Annotated in this window: 23 protein-coding genes; 17 read left to right on the forward strand and 6 right to left on the reverse strand. The window is 70.9% G+C overall.

The genetic code is table 11. From position 1 onward, the window contains the following. Position 1 precedes the first annotated feature (1 nt). The 9 genes from B0675_RS14045 (at position 2) to B0675_RS14085 (ending at position 6,905) form a co-directional block, all read left to right on the forward strand. The gene (locus B0675_RS14045; protein WP_081219137.1) at positions 2-892 is read left to right on the forward strand and encodes a DUF5936 domain-containing protein; all 891 of its coding nucleotides are present in this window, start codon (positions 2-4) and stop codon (positions 890-892) included. Next, complete coding sequence (locus B0675_RS14050) at positions 892-2,271, forward strand: histidine kinase (protein WP_081219138.1); 1,380 nt, start codon at positions 892-894, stop codon at positions 2,269-2,271. The genes B0675_RS14045 and B0675_RS14050 overlap by 1 nt, the downstream gene beginning before the upstream one ends. Next, positions 2,264-2,995, forward strand: a complete 732-nt coding sequence (locus B0675_RS14055; protein ID WP_081219139.1) for a response regulator transcription factor — start codon at positions 2,264-2,266, stop codon at positions 2,993-2,995. Before B0675_RS14050 ends, B0675_RS14055 begins: the two co-directional genes overlap by 8 nt. Before the next feature lie 102 nt (positions 2,996-3,097). Continuing rightward, positions 3,098-3,298, forward strand: a complete 201-nt coding sequence (locus B0675_RS14060; RefSeq protein WP_081221780.1) for a hypothetical protein — start codon at positions 3,098-3,100, stop codon at positions 3,296-3,298. Further along, complete coding sequence (locus tag B0675_RS14065) at positions 3,295-3,900, forward strand: pilus assembly protein TadG-related protein (RefSeq protein WP_179165402.1); 606 nt, start codon at positions 3,295-3,297, stop codon at positions 3,898-3,900. The genes B0675_RS14060 and B0675_RS14065 overlap by 4 nt, the downstream gene beginning before the upstream one ends. Positions 3,901-3,915: 15 nt before the next feature. Further along, a complete protein-coding gene (locus tag B0675_RS14070) occupies positions 3,916-4,509 on the forward strand; it encodes a hypothetical protein (RefSeq protein WP_081219140.1) in 594 nt (197 codons plus the stop codon). Between the two features lie 3 nt (positions 4,510-4,512). Continuing rightward, positions 4,513-5,154: an OmpA family protein gene (locus tag B0675_RS14075; protein WP_081219141.1), complete on the forward strand. Its 642-nt coding sequence runs from the start codon at positions 4,513-4,515 to the stop codon at positions 5,152-5,154. A gap of 40 nt (positions 5,155-5,194) precedes the next feature. Next, the gene (locus B0675_RS14080; RefSeq protein WP_081219142.1) at positions 5,195-6,070 is read left to right on the forward strand and encodes an LLM class flavin-dependent oxidoreductase; all 876 of its coding nucleotides are present in this window, start codon (positions 5,195-5,197) and stop codon (positions 6,068-6,070) included. A gap of 58 nt (positions 6,071-6,128) precedes the next feature. After that, positions 6,129-6,905, forward strand: a complete 777-nt coding sequence (locus B0675_RS14085; protein WP_081219143.1) for a class I SAM-dependent methyltransferase — start codon at positions 6,129-6,131, stop codon at positions 6,903-6,905. Between the two features lie 333 nt (positions 6,906-7,238). Here the strand turns inward: B0675_RS14085 and B0675_RS14090 are convergent, their stop codons facing one another. Beyond that, on the reverse strand, positions 7,239-7,574 hold the full coding sequence (locus tag B0675_RS14090) for a DUF192 domain-containing protein (RefSeq protein WP_081219144.1): 336 nt from the start codon (positions 7,572-7,574) through the stop codon (positions 7,239-7,241). Positions 7,575-8,327: 753 nt separating this feature from the next. On the opposite strand from B0675_RS14090, the gene B0675_RS14095 reads away from it, so the two are divergent. From B0675_RS14095 to B0675_RS14110, 4 genes are all read left to right on the forward strand, one after another. Continuing rightward, a complete protein-coding gene (locus B0675_RS14095) occupies positions 8,328-9,101 on the forward strand; it encodes an isoprenyl transferase (protein ID WP_081219145.1) in 774 nt (257 codons plus the stop codon). Positions 9,102-9,421: 320 nt separating this feature from the next. Then, positions 9,422-10,747, forward strand: coding sequence for a PhoH family protein (locus tag B0675_RS14100; RefSeq protein ID WP_081219146.1), 1,326 nt, complete (start codon positions 9,422-9,424; stop codon positions 10,745-10,747). Positions 10,748-11,156: 409 nt separating this feature from the next. After that, on the forward strand, positions 11,157-11,882 hold the full coding sequence (locus B0675_RS14105; RefSeq protein WP_081219147.1) for a transglycosylase SLT domain-containing protein: 726 nt from the start codon (positions 11,157-11,159) through the stop codon (positions 11,880-11,882). A 136-nt stretch (positions 11,883-12,018) separates the two neighbouring features. Next, positions 12,019-13,497 carry an AI-2E family transporter gene (locus tag B0675_RS14110; protein WP_081219148.1) on the forward strand — a complete coding sequence of 493 codons (1,479 nt, stop codon included), beginning with the start codon at positions 12,019-12,021 and terminating at the stop codon, positions 13,495-13,497. 111 nt (positions 13,498-13,608) lie between these two features. Here the strand turns inward: B0675_RS14110 and B0675_RS14115 are convergent, their stop codons facing one another. Then, entirely contained in the window at positions 13,609-14,142 is a 534-nt protein-coding gene (locus tag B0675_RS14115) for an alkyl hydroperoxide reductase (protein WP_081219149.1), read from the reverse strand. Between the two features lie 6 nt (positions 14,143-14,148). After that, positions 14,149-14,703: a peroxiredoxin gene (locus B0675_RS14120; protein ID WP_081219150.1), complete on the reverse strand. Its 555-nt coding sequence runs from the start codon at positions 14,701-14,703 to the stop codon at positions 14,149-14,151. Positions 14,704-14,978: 275 nt separating this feature from the next. Here B0675_RS14120 and B0675_RS14125 point away from each other — a divergent pair, with 275 nt between their 5' ends. The 4 genes from B0675_RS14125 to B0675_RS14140 all read left to right on the forward strand — a co-directional run bounded on the left by B0675_RS14125 (position 14,979) and on the right by B0675_RS14140 (position 18,270). After that, a complete protein-coding gene (locus tag B0675_RS14125; protein WP_081221782.1) occupies positions 14,979-15,941 on the forward strand; it encodes a LysR substrate-binding domain-containing protein in 963 nt (320 codons plus the stop codon). A gap of 178 nt (positions 15,942-16,119) precedes the next feature. Further along, positions 16,120-17,322: a hypothetical protein gene (locus tag B0675_RS41370; RefSeq protein WP_081219151.1), complete on the forward strand. Its 1,203-nt coding sequence runs from the start codon at positions 16,120-16,122 to the stop codon at positions 17,320-17,322. A 56-nt stretch (positions 17,323-17,378) separates the two neighbouring features. Continuing rightward, positions 17,379-17,837: a roadblock/LC7 domain-containing protein gene (locus B0675_RS14135; protein WP_107482623.1), complete on the forward strand. Its 459-nt coding sequence runs from the start codon at positions 17,379-17,381 to the stop codon at positions 17,835-17,837. A 4-nt stretch (positions 17,838-17,841) separates the two neighbouring features. Then, positions 17,842-18,270 (forward strand): hypothetical protein, encoded by a 429-nt coding sequence (locus B0675_RS14140; protein WP_081219152.1) that lies wholly within the window; start codon positions 17,842-17,844, stop codon positions 18,268-18,270. Between the two features lie 68 nt (positions 18,271-18,338). Here B0675_RS14140 and B0675_RS14145 read toward each other — a convergent pair whose 3' ends face one another. From B0675_RS14145 to B0675_RS14155, 3 genes are read right to left on the reverse strand one after another with little or no spacing between them, the layout of a single operon-like run. Beyond that, positions 18,339-20,720, reverse strand: a complete 2,382-nt coding sequence (locus B0675_RS14145; RefSeq protein ID WP_081219153.1) for an FtsX-like permease family protein — start codon at positions 20,718-20,720, stop codon at positions 18,339-18,341. Then, complete coding sequence (locus B0675_RS14150) at positions 20,717-21,415, reverse strand: ABC transporter ATP-binding protein (RefSeq protein ID WP_081219154.1); 699 nt, start codon at positions 21,413-21,415, stop codon at positions 20,717-20,719. The genes B0675_RS14145 and B0675_RS14150 overlap by 4 nt, the downstream gene beginning before the upstream one ends. Beyond that, positions 21,412-21,939: a PadR family transcriptional regulator gene (locus B0675_RS14155; RefSeq protein ID WP_081221784.1), complete on the reverse strand. Its 528-nt coding sequence runs from the start codon at positions 21,937-21,939 to the stop codon at positions 21,412-21,414. The genes B0675_RS14150 and B0675_RS14155 overlap by 4 nt, the downstream gene beginning before the upstream one ends. Positions 21,940-21,963 lie beyond the last annotated feature (24 nt).

Here is a 21,963-nt window from a genome sequence, read left to right on the forward strand (position 1 = left end):
CATGCTGCCGCTGCTGCTCGCCGTCCTGATGGGCGCGGCCGTCGCCGGCGTCCTCCTGGGCGTCCGGATGATCCGCGCCGACGCCAAGCTCCCCAGCGACCTCCAGCTCGCCCTGGAGGTCGGCGGCACCCGTGTCTCCACCGCGGACTCGGCCGTCGACCGCCTCGGCATGCGCTTCGCGCCGACCGTGCTGCGCCTGATGGGCCCGCGCCGCGTGGACGCCAAACGCCGCCGCATCGACATGGCGGGCAACCCCGGCGGCCTGACGCTCAACCGCTACGCCGCCCGCCGCGCGGTGTACGGCATCTTCGGCGTCGTCCTCGGTCTGGTCTTCCTCTCCAACGGCCAGCTCCTGTTCGCCGTGCTCACCCTGGCCTTCGGCCTGGTCGCCGCGGACGCCCTGATCTGGCAGGCGGTCCGGGAACGCAAGGACGTCATCGACCGCACGCTGCCCGACTTCCTGGACGTCCTCGCCGTCGTCGTCTCCGCGGGCCTCGGCTTCCGCCAGGCACTCGACCGCGTCGCCGAGAAGTACGAGGGCCCCTGGGCCGACGAACTGCGCATCACCCTGCGCCAGATGGACATGGGGGTCAGCCGCCGCCAGGCCTTCGACGAACTCCGCCGGCGCAACTCCTCCGAGCAGGTCGCCCAGTTCGTCTCGGCCCTCCAGCAGGGCGAGGAGCTCGGCTCACCGATCGCCGAGACGCTCATCCAGCTCGCCACCGACATGCGCCGCACGGACGCACAGAACGCCCGCCGCCGCGCCGCCAAGACCATCCCCAAGGCGACCATGGTCACCCTCGTCTTCATGCTCCCCGCGACGATGATCCTCATCGCCACCGGCATGTTCCTGGGCTCGGGAACGAACTTCGGCTCGATCCTGGGGCGCTGATGGACGGCATCCTGCACCGCCTCGCGCAGACCGTCCGCTCGTGCGGGCCCGGCCCGCTCGCCCGCCCCGGACGCAACCGCGCACGGGGCACCGGCTACCTTGCCGACGACGTCCCCGCACCCGGCGGCGTCCGCCTCCAGCTCAACGCCCTCCAGGCGCTGTGCCGCCAGGCCTTCGGCGTCCGCCTCGCCGCCATCGCCGTCGGCGCCCCCTTCGCGATGACGAACGCGGCCGACGGCCTCGCGCGCTACGCCGTCCTCGCCGCCGCCGTCCTCGGCGTCATGGGTTCCTACGCCATGCTCCGCGACTGGGAGCGCTTGGGCCCCCGCCTCCTCGCCCACCCGAGTCTGATGGCCCTGGACCTCAGCTTCGGCGCGATCCTGCTCCTCACCGCGTCCCCGGCCTCCCCCCTCGCCTACGCCACGGTCTGCACGCCTCTCCTGTCCGGCCTCCTCTACGGCTGGCGTGGCGCGGGCGTCTTCACCGGTCTCCAGTTCGTCGTGCTCCTCACGGTGTTCCGGGCCTGGGAACACCGGCCCGGAGCCGGTGCCAACACCCTGCTCATCGCGGGGTTCTGCGTCGGCGCCGGCATCATCGGCGTCACCCTGCGCAACCTGATGTTCCGCTTCGGCACGGCCAGCCAGGCCCTGTCGGAGGCGACCAGCAGGCTCGCCGTCGCCGAGGCCGTCGAGTCCGAACGGGCGCGCCTGGCGCGCGAGATGCACGACTCGGTGGCCAAGACCCTGCACGGTCTCGCCCTCGCCGCGGACGCCCTCGCCGCCTCCGCCGACGCCGCTGACCCCGAGGCACTGCGACGTCAGGCGACCGTGGTGGCCGGTGCCGCGCGCCGCGCCGCCACCGAGTCCCGCACCCTCCTGTCGGACCTGCGCCGCCACACCGACCTCACGGCCCCGGACGCTGACCTCCTGCCCGAACTCCGGGCGCTGGCGGCCGACTTCCAGAACCGGACCCGTATCCCCACCCCCGTGCGTCACCGGGGCGGGGTGCCGGTCCTGCCCTGCGCGGCGGCCCACCACGTCCTCGCGATCGTGTCCGAGGCGTTGGAGAACACCCACCGCCACGCGGGCGCCAGCCGGGCCGCCGTCGAACTGGCCGTGGCCGAGGACGAGTTCTCGGTCCGCGTCCTGGACGACGGAGCAGGCCTCCCCGAGGCCGCCACCCCGGACCTGCTCGCCACCTGGTCGAGATCCGGCCATTTCGGCCTGCTCGGCATGACGGAACGCGCCGCCTGCGTCGGCGGCCGGCTCGCGCTGGACCGAGCACCGCAGGGCGGCGCCGAGATCCGTCTCACCGTCCCTCTCCGCGGGGCCGCCCGCCTCGCGGCCCCCACCGACCAAGAGGAGGCCGCACATGCCTGACCAGGCACTTCCCGGCCCGCCCCTGCGCGTCCTCGTTGCCGACGACAACCCGGTCGTACGGGCCGGACTGACCGCCCTGCTGGAGGCGCACCCCGGCACCGTGGTGGTCGCGGCGGCCCGGGACGGCGAGGAGGCGCTGGCCTGCGCCCTGCGCCACGCACCCGACGTGGTCCTCCTGGACGTCCGCATGCCCGGCACCGACGGCCTCACCGCCCTGCCCCGGCTGACCAGGATCGCCCCGGTCATGATGCTCACCTACAGCCGCGAACCCGAGGTGGTGGCGGAGGCCCTGCGCAAGGGCGCGGCCGGCTACCTCGTCCATGGCGAGTTCACGGCGGCCGAACTGATCTCCGCCGTACGGGACGTCCGCAACGGCCTCTCCGCTGTCCCGGATTCACTCGGAGTTTCCTACCAACCAGAGCCATTCTCTTCGCACCTGCAACCATCTGTGTCACAGTCGTCGGAAGCTCGGCCCGCGGTGGCGGCGGGACTTCATCGCCGCGCTCCCAACCGTGCGGATTTCGGCCTGAGTTCAAGGGAGGTGGAGGTGATGGACCTCATCGCCGCAGGCATGAACAACCGCCAGATCGCCGCCACCTGCTTCATCACCGAGAAGACCGTCAAGAACCACATCAACCGCATCTTCGCGAAGCTGCACAGTTCTTCGCGCAGCGAAGCGATCGCCCACTGGCTGGGCACGGCCCGCGAGGGGTGGGGCCGATGACTCCCCGGACCGGAAGTTGGGCCCCTGGGCCCACCCGGAGTAAGGGCCTTCTCACGTACGGTGCACGGGTCGTTAGTGGCGTCGGGTGGGAGGGCAGTGCTGATGAGCAGGTTCGCCATGTGGACACGAACCGTGATCTCCCGCATGCGGGACACGAACCGGGACGCGGGAGCGGGGTTCGTGGAGTACGCGGGGTTGATGATCATCATTGCGGGGATCTTCACGTTGATCGACCAGATCGGCCTGGACGGTTTGATCTCGGGTGCGATCAGGACAGCGGTCACCTCGGTCACCGGTGGCTGAGCCGGCCGGTTCGCGGTGACCGGGGGCAGACCCTCCCCATCTACATCTGGCTGACGGGGGCTCTGCTCTTCGCCGCGTTCGCCTTCTTCGCCTTCGCCCAAGCAGCGTCCGCCCGCAATGGAGCACAATCCGCGGCGGACGCTGCGGCGTTGGCAGCTGCGCGGGACGCGCGGGACGAGTTGGTCGACGGACTCACCGCCGCTGTCGGCACGGACGACCACTGGCTGGACTGGCTGGACGGCGACCGGTTCGAGGGGGCGGGAGCCTCGGCCGCGGCTGCCCGGCTGGCCGCCGAGAACGACTCGACAGTGCAGGGTGGCGCCCAGCCCACATTGGTCAACGGATTCCCCGGCTATCACGTGGCCATCGAGACCCGCTACACGGTCGGAGACTCGATCATCCCCGGGACGGAGAACCGCCACGCGAAGGCTCAGGCGACGGCGGTCGTCGAACCGCGTTGCACCTTCGCCGCAGACGCCGATCCCACGAAGCTGGTGCAGTTGGACTGCGACGGGCATCTCGTGGACATCGATCCCGAAGACTTCGATTCGGACGACCTTCCCGATGCGTCCGTGCTGTTCTCCGTGCATCTGGCCGAGTGAGAGGAAGCCGTACCGATGGATCTCCGGCACACCATGAAGGGCCGCAGGACTATGGCCGCGGTGGCGATCACTACTGGGCTGCTCCTCACGGTGTCCGGGTGCGGCGGGGGAGACGGCGACGACAAGCCGACGGCGACCGCGTCCTCCACCTCATCGGGTCAGGGGGGAGGCGACGACGGGAAGCAGGAGTCGCCGTCCGCGAGCCCCGACCAGGTACTGGCCGAGGTCAAGGGTGACGACGTGACCCTCACGATCGCCTCGGCGGTGCGGGACGGGGGCGGATTCGTGACGGTGAGCGGCAAGGTCACCAACACCGGGAGCCAGTTCTGGATCGCCTCGAACTGGCGGGGTGACGAGCGCGAGTTGAGCAGGAACGGCGCTTCGTTGGCCGGCGCGGCACTGGTCGACAGCAAGGGCAAGAAGAAGTACCTGGTCCTGCGAGACACCCAAGGCCGTTGCCTGTGCACGAAGTTCGACGGCGGCGGCGTGGACGTCGGAAAGTCGGCGGACTGGTTCGCCCAGTTCCCCGCACCCCCCGCCGACACCACCTCCGTCGACTTCCAGGTGGGCTCCATGCCTCCCGCCTCCATCGAGATCTCCGAGGGCTGAGCCATGGCCCTCGCTCCCCGTGCCGCCGCCACGACGTTCACGGCCCTCGCCGTACTGGTCACCCTCGGTCTTCCGGGCCCCGCCCACGCCGACGACGACCCCAGCGCCCCACCCGGCAGCGTCACCACGTCCCCACCTCCGGACGTCGACGCCAACAGCCCCGGGCTCAAGCTGGCCGACGGTGCCACGCTCGCGGCCGCCAAGGTGCTGGACATCAAGTCGGTCGTCGAGGACCTGGGAGGCGAGGAACGCCGGGAGGACACCAACGCGGATGTGACGTTCGCGCTCCAGGCCGAGGTCCTCTTCCCGAAGGACAGCTCGAAACTGAACCCGGACGCCCAGTCCCGTATCCAGGCGATCGCGGACGAGATCAAGGCCCAGAAGGCCACCACCGTCCGCGTCTTCGGGTTCACCGACAACCTCGGTTCGTACGCGCACGGTCTGACCCTGTCGAAGAACCGCGCGGAGCAGGTCCACGACCGGCTGGCCGCCGCGCTCGGTTCGTCGGACACGGACATCACGTTCGAGGTGCGGGGCTACAGCGAGGACTACCCCATCGCCGACAACACCTCGGAGCAGGGCCGCCGCAAGAACCGTCGTGTGGAGGTGTCCTTCCCGAGGGGCTCGGCAGGCGACGCGTCGTAAAGCGCTTGTCGCGGGGGCACGGCGTCGGTAGGAAGGCGGGATGACGTCACTCGGTGTTGTCTTCCGGCCGCAACTGCCCCCCGAACGCCTGCGTGCCGTGGCGCGCGCGGCGGACACGGCGGGGCTCGACGAACTGTGGCTGTGGGAGGACTGCTTCCTCGAAGGGGGCGTCTCCGCCGCCGCGGCCGCCCTCGCCTGGACCGAACGTCTGAAGGTCGGCGTCGGCCTGCTCCCGGTCCCGTTGCGGAACGTCGCCGTGACCGCGATGGAGGCCGCCACCCTGCACCGGCTCTTCCCGGGACGCGCCGCCGTCGCGGTCGGCCACGGAGTGCAGGACTGGATGGAACAGGTCGGAGCACGCGCCGCATCACCCCTCACGCTGCTGCGCGAACACCTCGACGCGCTGCGCGCCCTGCTGCACGGCGACCATGTGTCCAGGGACGGCCGATACGTGAAGCTGGACGGGGTCGCCCTCGACTGGCCGCCCGCCTCGGCGCCCGAGATCCTCACCGGCGCCACCGGCCCCCGGACGCTCCGGCTCGCCGGGGAGGCCGCCGACGGGACCGTCCTCACGGCGTCGACGACCCCCGACGGGGTACGGCGGGCCCGGGACCTCATCGAGGAGGGGCGGAAGAAGGCCGGTCGGACGGACGGCCGGCACCGGGTGATCGTCTACCTCCATGCCGCGACCGGGCCCGACGCGGCCGCCCGGCTGCGCGCCGAGACGGTCGCCGACGGCGAGGACCCGACGGCGGGGCACGGGGCCGCCGGGGACGCGGAAGCCGTCGCCGAGGCCGTCCGGCGGGTCGTGGACGCGGGAGCCGACACCGTGGTCCTCCAGCCCACCGCCGACGAACCGGATCCCGAGGGCTTCGTCCGCTTCGCCGCCGAGCAGGTGCGCCCCCTGGTCCCCTGAGCTGCGGGGCCCTCGAAAATCCGTCGCCGCCGGCCCCGTCCGTTGCGACAATGCGCCCATGACCACCACGCGCACCTTCGAGGACCTCGTCGCCGAAGCCGAGGCCGCGTCCGTCGACGGCTGGGACTTCTCCTGGTTCGAGGGGCGGGCCACCGAGGAGCGGCCCTCGTGGGGGTACGCGCGGGCGATGGGGGAGCGGCTGGGGCGCGCCCGCGCCGCCCTCGACCTCCAGACCGGCGGCGGCGAGGTGCTGAACTCCGCCCCGAAGCTGCCGCCGCTCCTCGCCGCCACCGAGGGCTGGCCGCCGAACGTCGCGAAGGCGACCGCGCTGCTCCACCCCCGAGGTGCCGTGGTCGTCGCGTCCCCGGAGGAGGCCCCGCTGCCGTTCGCCGACGGCGCGTTCGATCTGGTGACGAGCCGGCACCCGGTGGCGACCCACTGGGACGAGATCGCCCGTGTGCTGTGCCCCGGCGGCACCTATTTCTCCCAGCAGGTCGGGCCGGCCAGTGTCTTCGAACTCGTGGAGTACTTCCTCGGCCCGCTGCCCGAGGAGGTCCGCACCGGCCGGGACCCGGAGGCCGCCCGACGCGCCGCCGAAGCCGCCGGGCTCGATGTCGTCGACCTGCGCTCGGAACGGCTGCGCGTCGAGTTCCGGGACATCGGAGCCGTCGTCCACTTCCTGCGCAAGGTGATCTGGATGGTCCCGGGATTCACCGTCGAGGCGTACCGGCCCCGGCTGCGCGACCTGCACGAGCGGATCCAGGCGCAGGGTCCGTTCGTCGCCCACAGCAGCCGTTTCCTGATCGAGGCACGCAAACCGGGCGGGGCTGCCTGACCGGTGCCCGCTGGGGAGTTCCAGCCGCGCGATCGGCCGTTGCCCGGGCGAGAGGGCGGTCCACGGCCCGCTCGCGGGGATTGACCGAAAAAACCCCAATGAAGGGCACTCGGTATGAGATGCCCGTCCGGATGACGGACGGGTGCGGGGTGAGCGGCGGACGTCAACCGGCCGATCTGCACAGGGTTTCCACATCGTTATCGAGAGTGGCTCGCCTGGGCTGTTCGCCTGACGTAAGTTCAGACCAAGGTAATTCGCGTGAGCAAAGCTGCGCGTGTGGCACCGCGCAGTGGAGGGGGCTGCGCGGTGCTGCCTTCGTGGAGTGACGTGACGTCAGCCGTCCTGGACCACGACCCGTACGCCACGCTCCACGCCCCACCGCTCCATGGAGCCGGCCTCCGCCTCCAGGACCGCCCGGGCCCGTGGGCGGGGAAGCCCCACCCGACCCGGACGCATCGTGCGTACCGCGAGGACCCGTGACGCGCGGTCCAGATAGGCGACGTCGATCGGGAACCGCATCCCCAGCGTGTGCACCGAGTTCGCCGGGGTCAGCAGCAGTGCACCCTCGATCCCGTCGCGCCCGAGCAGTCCGCGTCGCCGGGCACGCGCCGTCGCGGCCCGTTCCAGCGGGACCGGCCCGGACGTTCGCTCCGTAGTGAAGGTCGTCATGGCTGCGAAGCTAGCGACGGCGTCAAGGGAGCAGGCCACGCCCGTCACCCGCCCGGAGTACCTCGCCGGGCATCGGGGCGCTCCCCCCGAAACGGCTCCGAACCCATTGGATCTCCACCGATCCTTCGCGATTCCCTTTGAATCAGCTGGGATTCGGCCATGATCACACCCGGAATCGATGGTTCCGCGCTCATCTCGGCGTCGTCGGCCGACTCCGGAGAGTAGTTGTGGCACGCGGATGCACGCAGCATCACTTACGAAGGGTTATCGTGGAAACCCCCCCTCGGGCCGGTCCGTCTCCCCCCCCACGGACCGGCCCGTTTTTTGTGCCCGCGTCGGCCCGTCCGGCGGGCGCCCCCGTGCGCCCCCTGAGCGGGGCGCCGGTGGATGCCGGGGAATCCGGTGACACAGTGCCGCCCCGCGGCGGGTCCGTCCCCGACCAGCCCTTCCCGGCGGACACCCGCCCTCTTTCGTTCGGCCGGGTGTCCCTCGACGGTGGGTTCCCGGCCCGGGAGCCGGGCGTCCCGTATCCTCCGGCGCGGTCGGGGGAGCGGCATCCGGTCCCCTCCTCACGGTGCCGGGCACGACGGCCGGAGCGCACCCGGGCCCTCCTGTGCCGCTCTGTCAGGTCTCTGACACCCCTTGGCGGAGCCCCTGTTTCACGGGGGTAGGCTTCGCCCCGGGGGACCGCCATATGGACAGGGACTGTGCTCGGGCGCGCCTGTCCCATCCGCACGGAGGGGCTGACAACACGTGACCTTGCGCGACAACCTGCGCCGTCTGCTGGTCAGGTTCTATGCACGCAGGGTGGAAGGCCACCTCGACCACGACCAGGTGCCGAAGCACATCGGGGTCATCATGGACGGCAACCGGCGCTGGGCGAAGGCGGCGGGCTCCACCACCGCCCAGGGCCACCGTGCCGGAGCCGACAAGATCGAGGAGTTCCTCGGCTGGTGCTCCGAGACGGACGTCGAGGTCGTCACCCTGTGGCTGCTGTCCACCGACAACTTCGACCGCCCGCAGGAGGAGCTCGGTCCGCTGCTCGGCATCATCGAGGGCGTCGTCCGCACCCTCGCGGCCGACGGCCGCTGGCGGGTGCACCACGTCGGCACGCCGGACATCCTGCCCTCGCAGATGCAGTCGGCCCTCAAGGAGGCCGAGGAGACCACCGCGCACGTCGAGGGGATAGTCGTCAACGTCGCCATCGGCTACGGCGGACGCCAGGAGATCGCGGACGCCGTCCGCGCGATGATCCTGGACGCCGACGACAAGGGCACCTCGATGGAGGCGCTGGCCGAGGCCGTCGACGTCGACCTGATCGGCAAGCACCTCTACACCGGTGCCCAGCCCGACCCCGACCTGGTGATCCGGACCAGCGGAGAGCAGCGCCTGTCCGGATTCATGCTCTGGCAGACGGCCCACTCCGAGTACTACTTCTGTGAAGTCTTCTGGCCGGCGTTCCGCAAGGTCGACTTCCTGCGCGCACTGCGTGACTACGCGGCGCGACACCGCCGCTACGGCGGCTGATTTCCGGGGTCCCGCGGTGAGGTCGTGCGGGCCCCGGGGGGCGTACGTCATCGGGAGTTAACGCACGCGCCGTCCGCTCCGGCTGCATGGCTTGGCGCGTTCGAGGGCATAACGCTTGCAGGTCGACGCCCGAACCACGGGTGTCGTATCTCAGCGGACGGCACGGGGCCGTCCGCCCGGGAGGCCCTTTGCACCAGCCCGACCGTGCGGTCAGTACGGACGAAGCGGAGGGCCGGTTCTCGGCCCGTGCATCGGTGCCCGAGACCGGTCCAGATCTCCTTCGTCGCTCCCCGACCTCATCCGAGGGGGTACGTCCTTCCGTGGTGACCAGCACAAAGCGCCGCACGCCTGACCGGCGCACCTATGTTCTCGACACCAGCGTCCTGCTGGCCGATCCCAACGCCCTGAGCCGCTTCGACGAGCATGAAGTGGTGCTCCCGATCGTCGTGGTCACGGAGCTGGAGGCCAAGCGGCACCATCCCGAACTCGGCTACTTCGCCCGGCAGGCACTGCGCCTGCTCGACGAGTTCCGGGTCCGGCACGGCCGCCTCGACTCCCCGATCCCGGTCGGGGAGCTCGGCGGGACCGTCCGCGTCGAGCTCAACCACTCGGACCCCAGCGTCCTGCCCAGCGGGTATCGCCTGGGGGACAACGACTCCCGCATCCTCGCCGTCGCCCGCAATCTCCAGGCCGAGGGATTCGACGTCACCGTCGTCTCGAAGGACCTGCCGCTCAGGATCAAGGCCTCCTCCGTGGGCCTCCTCGCCGAGGAGTACCGCGCGGAGCTGGCCATCACGGGCTCCTCCGGCTGGACCGGAATGTCCGAACTGACCCTGCCGGGCGAACAGGTGGACATCCTCTTCGAGGAAGGGCACGTCTACGTCCCCGAAGCGGCCGACCTGCCCGTGCACACGGGCCTGACGATCCAGTCGGAGCGTGGCAAGGCCCTCGGCCGTGTCACCGCCGAGGGCAACGTCCGGCTGGTGCGCGGCGACCGGGAGGCGTTCGGCATCAAGGGCCGCAGCGCGGAGCAGCGCATCGCGCTGGATCTGCTGCTCGACCCGGACATCGGGATCCTGTCGATGGGCGGCCGGGCCGGCACCGGCAAGTCCGCGCTCGCGCTCTGCGCGGGTCTGGAGGCCGTCCTCGAACGCCGTCAGCACCAGAAGGTGATGGTCTTCCGGCCGCTCTACGCGGTGGGCGGGCAGGAGCTCGGCTATCTGCCCGGCTCCGAGTCCGAGAAGATGGGCCCCTGGGCCCAGGCGGTGTTCGACACGCTCTCCGCGGTCGCCAGCCGCGAGGTCATCGAGGAGGTCACGGCGCGCGGCATGCTGGAGGTCCTGCCGCTCACTCACATCCGCGGCCGCTCCCTGCACGACGCGTTCGTGATCGTGGACGAGGCCCAGTCCCTGGAGAGGAACGTCCTGCTGACGGTCCTCTCCCGGATCGGCGCCAACTCGCGGGTCGTTCTGACCCACGATGTGGCGCAAAGGGACAATCTGCGGGTCGGGCGGTACGACGGAGTGGTCGCCGTCGTCGAGAAGTTGAAGGGCCATCCGCTCTTCGCGCACGTCACGCTGAATCGTTCGGAGAGGTCACAGATTGCGGCACTCGTGACCGAAATGCTGGAGGACGGGCAGATCTGATCCCGACTGTCCCCACCTGGTCAAAGGGTGGTTGATACACGCTGGTTGGCGCCGTCCGGCAAAGGCGAAGGAGCCTAGCCGGGCGGCGTCCTGCTGCGCGGCCGTTTCCTGAAAAGACCGGCCGCAAACGAGGTGTGAGCTTTCACACGCGGCGGGGAATTGCCTTGCGGCGTCGGGTTACGGCTAGAGTCTCACTCCTGTCAGGCCCCGCATACGACACACCTGTACCCCCAGCGGTACGGCACCACCGGAACCTCAGAACTCCATAAAGCCGTCGTATGCCGCCCGCGCACCACGCGGCGCTCCCCGAGCGGGAGTTGCCCACCGGGCCCGTGCCTCCCGTGACCCCGCAGTTGGGAGGCCAGCGCCAAGGGGCACGATTGCGTCCGCGAGGGTCACCTAAGCGGGCATGCTGGAAGGAAACCGTGTGAGCCGGATTTCGGTCCGGGGATTCGCAGTGGCCTCGGCCACCGCGGTCACCGCCGTTGGAAGCGTCGTCGGAGTTGCCTCGGGCAGCACCGCTCAGCCCTCGATCGACGCCGAGGCGACGGCAAGCGACTCGACCCTCCTCGCGGACATCCCCACGGGCCAGCAGGCCCAGGTGCAGACCGCGTCCCTGACGCAGCAGGCCGACGCGCAGGCCATCGCCGCGGACGCGAGCGCCAAGAAGGACGCGGAGGAAGCCGCCCGCAAGCAGGCGGCCGACGACGCCGTGGCCAAGCAGAAGGCCGCGGAGAAGGCCGCGAAGGCCGAGAAGGAGGCCAAGGAGCGCAAGGAAGCGGCGGAGAAGGCCAGCCGTTCCGCGACGCGCGACGCGACCACCTTCAGCGTCCAGTCCTCGTACTCCGTCGCGCAGATCCAGGCGATGGCCCGCCAGATGGTGCCGAGCGGGCAGTTCCAGTGCTTCAGCAACATCGTGAACCACGAGTCCAGCTGGAACTACAAGGCGGTCAACGCCTCCTCCGGTGCCTACGGTCTCTTCCAGGCTCTTCCCGGTTCCAAGATGTCGTCCGTCGGTTCCGACTGGCAGACGAACCCGGCCACACAGATCAAGTGGGGCCTCAATTACATGAACGGCCGGTACGGCAGCCCCTGTGAGGCGTGGTCGTTCTGGCAGGCGAACAGCTGGTACTGAGCCGCACGCGGCACGTCCGGCGCTCAACCTTTCGAAGCCCCTCCCCGTCATAGGGGGAGGGGCTTCGGCCATGTACGGTCGGATCCGACGACTCCTGGGGGGAGTGGTGGGGAGCAACGGGGGAAAAGGACGCATCATGTCGCGAGTACCAGGGTGGCTCGGCAGGCTCGGCGCAGGACTCACCGAGCTGGGAGAGCGGTTGGACGAACGCCGGGCCGAGGTCGAGAAGGAGTCACAGGGCTCCCCCGACCTCCAGGACCGGCACGCAGTGCCTGTTTCCGTCGAGAAGTCGGACGGACCGGTTCCCGACACGCCGGAAACGCCCGGTTCCCCGGACGACCTGAACGACCTGGACGTCCTGGACGGCCTGGATGACCTGGGTTCCCCCGAAGACCCGCTGGCCGGCCGTGAACCGGCCGTGCTGCCGGCCCGGCGCCCCGCCTCCGAGAAGACGTCCACGTCGGCCTCGTACGTCCTGACGCCCCGTCCGGACCCCGCGCTCGCCGTGCCGTGGGGAGTGCGCGTCGCCGCCGAGGCCGGCTGGCGGCTGCTCATCCTCGCGGGCACGGTCTGGGTGCTGATGCGCGTCATCAGCGCGGTGCAACTGGTGGTGCTGGCCTTCGTGGCCGCGCTCCTCATCACCGCGCTGCTCCAGCCGACGGTGGCCCGGCTCACGCACCACCGGGTGCCACGCGGCGTCGCCACCGCGCTCACCGCGATCCTCGGCTTCGTCATCATGGGGCTGATCGGCTGGTTCGTGGTCTGGCAGGTCCAGGAGAACATCGACAATCTCTCCGGCCAGATCCAGGACGGTATCGACGAGCTGCGCAAGTGGCTCCTCAAGGGTCCGTTCCACGTGACGGACAAGCAGATCAACGAGATAGCGAAGAACCTCCGCGAGGCGGTCGGCGCGAACACCGACCAGATCACCTCGGCGGGCCTCCAGGGCGTGACGGTCATCGTCGAGGGCCTCACCGGCATCCTCCTGACGATGTTCTCGACGCTCTTCCTGCTCTACGACGGCAAGCGGATCTGGGAGTGGTCGCTCAAGCTCGTCCCGGCCGCCGCCCGTCCCGGAGTCGCGGGCGCGGGTCCGCGCGCCTGGCGCACCCTCACGGCGTACGTGCGCGGCACGGTGATAGTCGCCATGATCGACGCCATCTTCATCGGCCTGGGCATCTACTTCCTCGACGTGCCCATGGCCGTCCCGCTCGCCGTCTTCATCTTCCTCGGCGCGTTCATCCCGCTCGTGGGCGCGGTCATCTCCGGAGCCCTCGCGATCGTCGTCGCCCTCGTCACCCAGGGCGTGTTCACCGCCCTGATGACGCTCGCCGTGGTCCTCGCGGTCCAGCAGATCGAGGGGCACGTCCTGCAGCCGTTCATCCTCGGCCGCGCGGTGCGCGTCCACCCGCTCGCGGTGGTGCTGTCCGTCGCGGCGGGCGGCATGGTCGCGGGCATCGGCGGAGCCGTCGTCGCGGTCCCGCTCGTCGCGGTCACCAACACCGTTGTCACCTACCTGCGTTCGTACGCGCACGAGGCGGGCCAGCGCCATTCGCCCGAGCCCCGGGGCGCCACGGCGCTCGACCCGGCACCGGCGAAACGGCTCACACCGTAGGCGATTCCGTGCCGCTCCGGGGGACCGGAGGCGGCACGGAGAACGAAGAACGCGCAGGGCCCCGCTCACCGTCGAGGTGAGCGGGGCCCTGCGCGTGGTGCGGAGCGAGGACTACTCGGCGAGCACGGCCTCGGCGTCCAGCGTGGCGCCGACGGCCTGGAGAACGGCGGCGATCTTGAACGCCTCCTGGATGGTCTCCCGGTCGACACCCGCCTTGCGGAGCACCTGCTCGTGCGAGTCGAGGCACTGCCCGCAGCCGTTGACGGCGGAGACGGCGAGCGACCACAGCTCGAAGTCGACCTTGTCCACGCCCGGGTTGCCGATGACGTTCATCCGCAGACCGGCGCGCAGCGTCCCGTACTCCGGGTCGGAGAGCAGGTGCCGCGTGCGGTAGAAGACGTTGTTCATCGCCATGATCGCGGCGGCCGACTTGGCGGCCGTGTACGCCTCGGGCGACAGCCGGTCCTTCGCGTCGGGCTCCAGCTCACGCAGCACGCGCGGGGAACGCGACGCGATCGCGCAGGCCAGCACCGTGCCCCACAGCTGCTGCTGCGGGAGGTCGCTGTTGCCGATCACCGAACCGAGGTTCAGGCGAAGGTCCTTGGCGTAGTCCGGTATGGCGGACTTCAGTTCGTCGAGAGCCATGGAAGATCACTCACCGGCCAGCAGGGCGACCGGGTCGAGCGTCGTCTCGCCCTTGGTCCAGTTGCACGGGCAGAGCTCGTCCGTCTGGAGAGCGTCCAGGACCCGCAGGACCTCCTTGGGGTTACGGCCGACGGAGCCGGCGGTCACCATGGAGAACTGGATCTCGTTGTTCTGGTCGACGATGAAGACGGCACGCTTGGCGAAACCGTCCTCGCCCTCGATGCCGAGGTCACGCATGAGCTCGTGCTTCGAGTCGGCCATCATCGGGAAGGGCAGGTCACGCAGGTCGGCGTGGTCCTTGCGCCAGGCGTGGTGCACGAACTCGGAGTCGCCGGAGAACCCGAGGACCTGGGCGTCGCGGTCGGCGAACTCGTCGTTCAGCTTGCCGAAGGCGGCGATCTCGGTGGGGCACACGAAGGTGAAGTCCTTGGGCCACGCGAAGACGATCTTCCACTTGCCTTCGTAGGTCTTGTGGTTGATCTCCTCGAACTCCTGGCCCTTCTCCAGCGAGACGCAGGCGGTCAGGTCGAACTCGGGGAACTTGTCACCAACAGTGAGCACGCATTCTCCTTGCAGCGGGGAGCCGTCCCTTTTGGGGGCGTTTCCCTTGGGTTGGACGAACGTGATCGTGGCACAGGCTGCATTGATTCGGGAAATAGCTACACTCGGTCGGGTTGATCGGTTACGTCTATCAGTAACCGTCGGTGAAGCGATGCGGAGAGAGAGGTGCGGCCGTGGCGAGCTCCAGCCGCGAGGCCGGCCCGGTGGGCGGCACACCGGCGGTGGGTGGAAGCGTCCCCGGCGCGCGGGCGGTCCCCCTCGGCCGGGGCCCCACCATCGGCCGCACGGGAGCCAAGGGCAACGGGCGTCGTCAGCCCAGCCTCGCCCAGCTCCGCGCCTTCGCCGCCGTCGCCGAGCACCTGCACTTCCGCGACGCGGCCGCCGCGATCGGCATGAGCCAGCCCGCGTTGTCCGGAGCCGTCTCCGCCCTGGAGGACACCCTCGGCGTGACCCTGCTGGAGCGTACGACCCGCAAGGTGCTCCTGTCGCCCGCCGGAGAGCGTCTCGCCGTACGCGCCAAGGCGGTGCTGGAGGAGGTCGGCGCGCTGATGGAGGAGGCGGAGGCCGTCCGCGCGCCGTTCACCGGAGCCCTGCGCCTCGGTGTCATCCCCACCGTCGCCCCCTATCTCCTGCCCACCGTCCTGCGGCTCGTCCACGAGCGCTACCCCGACCTCGACCTCCAGGTGCACGAGGAGCAGACGGCCAGCCTGCTGGAGGGGCTCGCGGTCGGGCGGCTCGACCTGCTGCTCCTCGCCGTGCCGCTCGGAGTGCCCGGTGTCACCGAACTCCCTCTGTTCGACGAGGACTTCGTACTGGTGACCCCGCTCGACCACTGGCTGGGCGGCCGGGAGGGCATCCCGCGCGAGGCGCTGCGCGAACTGCGTCTCCTGCTGCTCGACGAGGGGCACTGCCTGCGCGACCAGGCCCTGGACATCTGCCGGGAGGCCGGACGCGCCGACGCCCCCGTCACCACCACCGCCGCGGGACTGTCCACCCTCGTCCAGCTGGTCGCCGGAGGACTCGGCGTGACCCTTCTGCCGCGCACCGCCGTCAAGGTGGAGACGACGCGCAGCAACCAGCTCCTGACCGGATACTTCGCGGACCCGGCACCCACGCGGCGCATCGCGCTCGCCATGCGCGCGGGCGCCGCCCGCGGCACCGAGTACGAGGAACTGGCGGCGGCCCTGCGCGACGCGCTCCGTCCGCTGCCCGTCCGGATGGTGGGTCCCCGGGACTGAACCGCCGCACACAGGCGGTCATTTGAGCGACCGATGAAGGCGTCCGAAAGCCGGGAATTCTCAACTTCCGTCAGGTAGCGCTACTCCGGCGAATCCTCGTTTCCCGGCTGATACACATACCCCCTCAGTGTGACGCGTCAGGCGTCTGTGCGAAATGCCGGAAGGTCCAAGGGGAGCGATGTCGGGCGATCGGGATTCCCTCGGCCGGGTCGGATTCGACCTGCTGACGATCGCGCTGAGCGCATGCCGACAGGCCCGGGCGACGGGAAGACTGCGGGTGTCCGGAAGGCCGGGGGGCGTCTTCCACCTGCGTGACGGCTGTGTCGTCGCCGTCGAGAGCCCCGGCGCCCCCGGACCCGAGGCGCGTCTGCTGCGCTCCGGCCGGGTCGGCGGTGAGCAGTGGGCCGACCTGCTCCGGGAGGCGGGCGGCAGCCGGTGGCCGCAGGCCGGGCTGATCGCGCACGGGTACGCGGGCGCCGCACAGCTCCGGGTTGTCTGCATGATGGCGATGCAGGACGCGGCGTTCGCCGTCGTCGCGGGAGAGGTCGAGGCGTGCGATCCGCTGGACGCCGACTTCGAGCCGTACGCGCCCGTCGAGCAGGGGGAGACGCCGGGACGCCTGTTGCAGGACGCGGCGCGCAAACTCGCGGCCGTCGCGGCGCTGCCCCGTCCCGTGCGACCGGACCGCGAACGCCCCGTGCAGGCGGCGGTGCCGGACGAGTTACGGGACCGACTGCCCGCTCCGCAAAGGGAGTTGCTGGCCCACGCCGACGGCCGGCGGACCGCTCGCGACATCGCCTTCGCGACCGGCCTCGGCGTCTACACCGCCACCGTCGGGATGGCCCGCCTGCTCGGCGACGGACTCCTGGAACTGCCCGACGCGCCGGAGTCCGCCTCCCCGGTCACCGTACGCATCCCGCCCACCGAGTCCCTCAGGAAGCGGTCGCCGTCCACCGTGCCGGGCCCCGATCCGGAGCTGCTCTCCGCGCTGGCCGCGGCGCTGACCGCCGGAACGGACGACCCCGACCCCGACTCCGACCCCGCTCCCGATCCGGACGCGGAGACCGCCGGCCCCGCCGACCCGCCCGCGGTCGAAGAGGGCGACCGAACCCCCCGTACGGACACCTCCGAGGCGGTCGGCGGTGATTCCGGGGGCGTTCGCGACGGCGAGATCCCCGGCCACCGCGATACCGCGGGACCGGCCGCCGCGCCCCGGTCGGTGTCTCTCGTACTCCCCGGTCCGGACGCCCCGTCCCTGCCCCGCCGTGAACCCGGAGCGAGCGGAATCACCGAGACGCTCGCCCCGGAAAGAGCTGCGGTGAGCTGGAAAGGGTTCTTCCGCCTGCGGCACCGCATCTGGACGCCGGATTCCGGCACCTGACCCCGCACCGCCCTTCTTCTCGACCAAACGCACCCCATGACCAGGGAGTTCAGCTCATGAATCACGAGGCATTGGCCAACGAGATGAGAGGCCTCCGGGAACGGGTGACCGGAATCACCGACACGGCGGTGGCCGCCGCCGACGGCATGCTCATCGCGGCCGACACCGCCGACACCATCGAGGCGGAGAGCCTCGCCGCGATCGCCGCCGCCGGACTCGGCATCGCACGCCGCGCGACCGCCGCGACCGGCCGGGGCGTCTTCCGGCAGACCGTGACCCACGGCAGCCAGGGATGCGCCGTCTTCTACGCGGTCGGCGACACCGCGCTGATGATCGTCCTCGGCGACGAGGGCATCGACCTCGAGCGGCTCCACGAGCAGACCCGCCCGGTCCTCGGACGCATCGGTTCGATCCTCGCGGGCGACGATCCCGAGCCGGCCGCCGGAACCCCGTACACCTCCGGCCCGTTCGCCGGAGCCGTGACCGAGACAGCGAACGCGAACGAAGGGGTATGACGACATGGCCACCAAGCAGATGCGACCGGGCTTCTCCGACCAGATCATGGGCCTGGTGAAAGCACTGCGCACCGACGCCCCGGACTGCGTCGCCTCCGGCGCCGTCGACATGTCGACGGGCATGCTGCTCTCCTACGAGACCGTAGACAACCACCCGCCGGAGGTGCTGGACCTGCTCGCGGGCGCGACGCTCGACCTGTTCCAGGGGCGTACCGTCCAGATGATCGAGGACGTCTTCAAGGAACGCCGCGGCGTCGAGACCGACCAGCACTTCTTCCAGGAGATCCTCGTCAACAGCGAGAACCTCACCCACCTCTTCGTGCGCATGAACGACCAGCAGGACGTGGTCGCCGTGGTCGTCTGCCGCAAGGCGGTGAACGTGGGCATGCTCTTCGCCCAGGTCCGCCGCGTGGTGCGCGAGTACAGCATCTGAGACGCGCGCAGGTGGCCCTCCCGAGGGGGAGGGCCACCTGCGGCGGCGGCGCGCTACGCGGGCGCGGACTACTCCGTGCGCAGCCCGTCCGGCCGCATCAGCCGGATCAGCGGCGGCAGGCTGAGCAGGGTCACGAGCAGGACGACTCCCGCGCCGATGCCCGTCATCGACAGCATGCTCGGCCAGTCGACCCGCACCGGGGTGTCCGTCATCTTCAGCAGCACCGTGCCGAGGGTGAGCCCCACCACCGAGGCGAGGGCGAGTCCGAGGGCGATCGGGATCGCGGTCTGCCACAGCACCGACATGCTGAGCGTGCGGCGCCGGGTGCCGAAGGCGACCAGCGCCGACAGCAGCTTCCTGCGCTCGCGCAACTGCTCCAGCTGCGAGACCAGAAGGCTCGCGCCGATCAGGAAGAGCACGCAGGTGGCGCCGACGAACAGGCCGGTGCGGATCGAGGTGAAGCGCCGGGACTGCTCACTGGCCGTCCAGGTCATCGCCTCCGCGAACGGGCCGATCGACGCGGCGGTGTTCCGCACGTGCTCGTTCACGTCCGGCACCGAGCGGTCCAGCCTGACGTAGACCTCACCCTGGAACGCGCCGGCCGCGCTGCGCGGCAGCGCGCCCCGGGTGACGAGGATGCCCCCGCGGTCGTAACCGGTCGGGTCCTCCCGTCCCTCCACCGTGCGGATGGCGTGCGGCAGGGTGAAGGGCGCCTCGGACGCCGCACCGCCGTTGTAGCTCGGGTCGATGTAGATCGTCCGGCCCGGCTGGGCCAGCTTCGGGGTGTCGTTGTCGTACTGCGCGTGCCGCACCGCGAAGACGTCACCGTCCTTGCAGGAGGGCAGCTCGGCCACCTCGCGCAGGGCGGTGCAGTCGCCGACCGTCACGGCCGCCGACAGTCGGGCCTCCTTGCGGCGCTCTCCCGCGTAGGCGGTCGACAGTGCGACGACCGTGCGGACTCCCTCGGTGCGGCGGAGTTTCCCCGCGGCCCCGTCGAGCGCCACGCCGGCCGGAACGGTGACCGACATCTGGGCGCGCGACAGGTCCTTCGCCGAAGGCTTCGTGTAGTCGCCCTCCACACCGGCGAACAGCATCTGCAGCGCGATCGCGCCGGCCACCGCCACGGCGATGCCGTTGACCATGCGGGCCGCGGTCCCGCTGCTCAACTGGAGCCGGCGGATCGCCAGTTGCCAGGCGACCCCGCCCGAGTTCAGCCGGGAGACGACCGCCTCGACGACCCAGGGCAGCAGGGCCGTCACACCGACCAGCAGCAGGATGACACCGCCGATCACCATGGACTCGTTGAAGTTCCCGTTGTCCCGCCCCTGCCCGACCATCGGGTAGAGCAGGGCCAGTCCGCCGAGCGGCAGCAGCAGCCGCCACCACAGGCGGCGCTTCGGGGGCCGCGCGGTGCGCACCACGCCCAGCGGCTCGATGACGACCCCACGCAGCGCGAAGAGGGTCACGCCGACGGCCGCCGCCGGGACCGAGACCGCGACCAGCGCGACCAGCGCGGGCGCGGGGCTGAGGTCGCCCGGGAAGACGCTGATCTCGAACAGGTCGATCAGTCCGGCGAGTTGGCGGCCGAGCAGGAAGAACCCGGCGCCGAGGACCAGTCCGAGCAGGGCTCCGGCCATGGCCTCGCCGGCCGCGACCCGCCGCGTCATGCGCCCGTCCGCGCCGACCAGCCGCAGCGCGGCGAGCCTGCGGTCGCGCCGCTCGCCGCCGAACCGCACCGCCGCGGCGATGAAGACACCGACCGGCATGAGCAGCACGACGAAGACGATCAGGATGAGCAGCAGCAGGACCGGGTCGAGCGACTCGGAACGGCTCTTCGAGCCGAAGGCGTCGATGCGCTCGATCCGCCCCGACAGCTTGCCCGCCACGGACAGGCTGTCGCTGCCCGCGTAGTAGGCGAGTTCGTGCGGTCCGATCAGCCCGGAGTCCGCGATCGTCCCGGTGACGCGATAGGGCAGGCGGTCGCGCAGCAGCGCTCCGTCGGCGGACTTCAGCAGTCGGTCGAGGGCGGGGGAGACGACCATGTCGCCGGGGTGGGGGAAGGTCCGCAGGCCCGGCGGCAGCGGGGCACGGTCCCCCTCGGGCCGGAGCAGCCGGCCGCGCACGTCGGCGGAGCGGTAGGTGGTGTCGGTGCTGCCGACGAGGAGGGTGCGGTCCGACTTCTTCATGACCGTCGAGCGGAAGGTCATGTCGTTGCGGTCGCGTTCCCGGTCGTGCCGGGAGGACAGCGCGCTCGGGATCGACGTGGTGAGCAGCAGCAGCGCCACTCCGAGGCCGACCCCGACGGCGGTGAGCAGCACGCGCACCCAGGCCTCACGGCCGCCGGTCATCGCGAACCTGGCGCCCATCCCGAGGTCGCGGGACCACTGCGGAAGCCTCGGGGCGGTGCGGGCCGCCCCGGTGGGGGCGGCGGGGGACGGGCGGTCACTCATACGATCCGCTCCATGTCACGGGACTTCCCGTCGCGTACGACGATCTCGCGGTCCGAGTAGGCGGCCACGCGGGCCTCGTGCGTGACGAGCACGACGGCGGCGTTGGTCGAGCGGGCGGCGTCGGTGAGCAGCTGCATCACGCGCTCGCCGTTGAGGGAGTCGAGCGCCCCGGTCGGTTCGTCGGCGAACAGCACGCGGGGGCTGGTGACCAGCGAACGGGCCACGGCGACGCGCTGCCCCTGGCCTCCGGAGACCTCGCCGGGCCGCTTGCCCTTGACGTCGTCGACCTCCAGGCGCTCCATCCACGTGAGGGCCGCGCGCTCGGCCTCCTTGCGTCCGCTGCCGTTCAGCCGCAGCGGCAGGGCGACGTTCTCGACGCAGGTCAGCTCCGGGACGAGCTGGCCGAACTGGAAGACGAAGCCGAACTCGGAGCGGCGCAGCGCACTGCGCTGGGCGTCGTTCATCGTCGCCATCTCGCGGCCGTTGTACGTGATCGAGCCCGAGTCGGGGGTGACGATGCCGGCGAGGCAGTGCAGCAGGGTCGACTTGCCGGAGCCGGAGGGGCCCATCACGGCGACGACCTCGCCCGGGTGGATGGAGAACTCCGCCCCGTCCAGGGCGGTGGTCGGGCCGTAGGCCTTGCGCAGCTCCGACGCGGTGAGCAGGGAGCCGGGAGGAGGGGTGGTCGAGGTCATCGGGTCGTCACCGCCTCGGCGAGCTTGTCGAGCCGCGCGGCGGTCAGTTCCAGCCAGCGCAGATCGGCCTCGAGGTGGAAGAGGGCGTGGTCGCAGATCAGCTGGTCGGCCAGGTCGCCCTTGCGCTTGCGTTCGGTCAGCATGCGCATCATGCGCAGGTGCTCCGAGCGCTGGGTGTCGAGGATCTCGCTCGCGTCGCGATGCGTCAGCAGTGCGAGGACGATCTTCGTGTAGAGGGTCGACTGGAGGTAGGGCTCGGGCTTCTCGGGCGTGGCGAGCCACTGCTGGACGTCGGTGATCCCGGCGTCGGTGATGGCGTACCGCTTGCGCTCGGGACCGCCGCCCGCCTCTATGCCGTCGACCTCGACGAGGCCGTTCTTCAGCAGGCGCGACATCGTCGAGTAGACCTGGCCGTAGTGCAGCGGCCGGTCGTGACCGAACTTCTCGTCGAAGGCCCGCTTCAGGTCGTAACCGTGGCGCGGGCCGGACTCCAGGAGCCCCAGGAGGGTGTGACCGATGGACATGCGGAGCACTCTACACAGCGGGTA

Source organism: Streptomyces sp. M41(2017) (genome assembly GCF_002078175.1).
GTDB lineage: Bacteria > Actinomycetota > Actinomycetes > Streptomycetales > Streptomycetaceae > Streptomyces.

Excerpts from the sequence above, each read along its gene's own strand:
- B0675_RS14045 (WP_081219137.1), top strand. The coding sequence starts at position 2 with ATGCTGCCGCTGCTGCTCGCCGTCCTGATGGGCGCGGCCGTCGCCGGC.
- B0675_RS14050 (WP_081219138.1), top strand. The coding sequence starts at position 892 with ATGGACGGCATCCTGCACCGCCTCGCGCAGACCGTCCGCTCGTGCGGG.
- B0675_RS14055 (WP_081219139.1), top strand. The coding sequence starts at position 2,264 with ATGCCTGACCAGGCACTTCCCGGCCCGCCCCTGCGCGTCCTCGTTGCC.
- B0675_RS14060 (WP_081221780.1), top strand. The coding sequence starts at position 3,098 with ATGAGCAGGTTCGCCATGTGGACACGAACCGTGATCTCCCGCATGCGG.
- B0675_RS14070 (WP_081219140.1), top strand. The coding sequence starts at position 3,916 with ATGGATCTCCGGCACACCATGAAGGGCCGCAGGACTATGGCCGCGGTG.
- B0675_RS14075 (WP_081219141.1), top strand. The coding sequence starts at position 4,513 with ATGGCCCTCGCTCCCCGTGCCGCCGCCACGACGTTCACGGCCCTCGCC.
- B0675_RS14080 (WP_081219142.1), top strand. The coding sequence starts at position 5,195 with ATGACGTCACTCGGTGTTGTCTTCCGGCCGCAACTGCCCCCCGAACGC.
- B0675_RS14085 (WP_081219143.1), top strand. The coding sequence starts at position 6,129 with ATGACCACCACGCGCACCTTCGAGGACCTCGTCGCCGAAGCCGAGGCC.
- B0675_RS14090 (WP_081219144.1), bottom strand. The coding sequence starts at position 7,574 with ATGACGACCTTCACTACGGAGCGAACGTCCGGGCCGGTCCCGCTGGAA.
- B0675_RS14105 (WP_081219147.1), top strand. The coding sequence starts at position 11,157 with ATGCTGGAAGGAAACCGTGTGAGCCGGATTTCGGTCCGGGGATTCGCA.
- B0675_RS14110 (WP_081219148.1), top strand. The coding sequence starts at position 12,019 with ATGTCGCGAGTACCAGGGTGGCTCGGCAGGCTCGGCGCAGGACTCACC.
- B0675_RS14115 (WP_081219149.1), bottom strand. The coding sequence starts at position 14,142 with ATGGCTCTCGACGAACTGAAGTCCGCCATACCGGACTACGCCAAGGAC.
- B0675_RS41370 (WP_081219151.1), top strand. The coding sequence starts at position 16,120 with ATGTCGGGCGATCGGGATTCCCTCGGCCGGGTCGGATTCGACCTGCTG.
- B0675_RS14135 (WP_107482623.1), top strand. The coding sequence starts at position 17,379 with ATGAATCACGAGGCATTGGCCAACGAGATGAGAGGCCTCCGGGAACGG.
- B0675_RS14140 (WP_081219152.1), top strand. The coding sequence starts at position 17,842 with ATGGCCACCAAGCAGATGCGACCGGGCTTCTCCGACCAGATCATGGGC.
- B0675_RS14145 (WP_081219153.1), bottom strand. The coding sequence starts at position 20,720 with ATGAGTGACCGCCCGTCCCCCGCCGCCCCCACCGGGGCGGCCCGCACC.
- B0675_RS14150 (WP_081219154.1), bottom strand. The coding sequence starts at position 21,415 with ATGACCTCGACCACCCCTCCTCCCGGCTCCCTGCTCACCGCGTCGGAG.
- B0675_RS14155 (WP_081221784.1), bottom strand. The coding sequence starts at position 21,939 with ATGTCCATCGGTCACACCCTCCTGGGGCTCCTGGAGTCCGGCCCGCGC.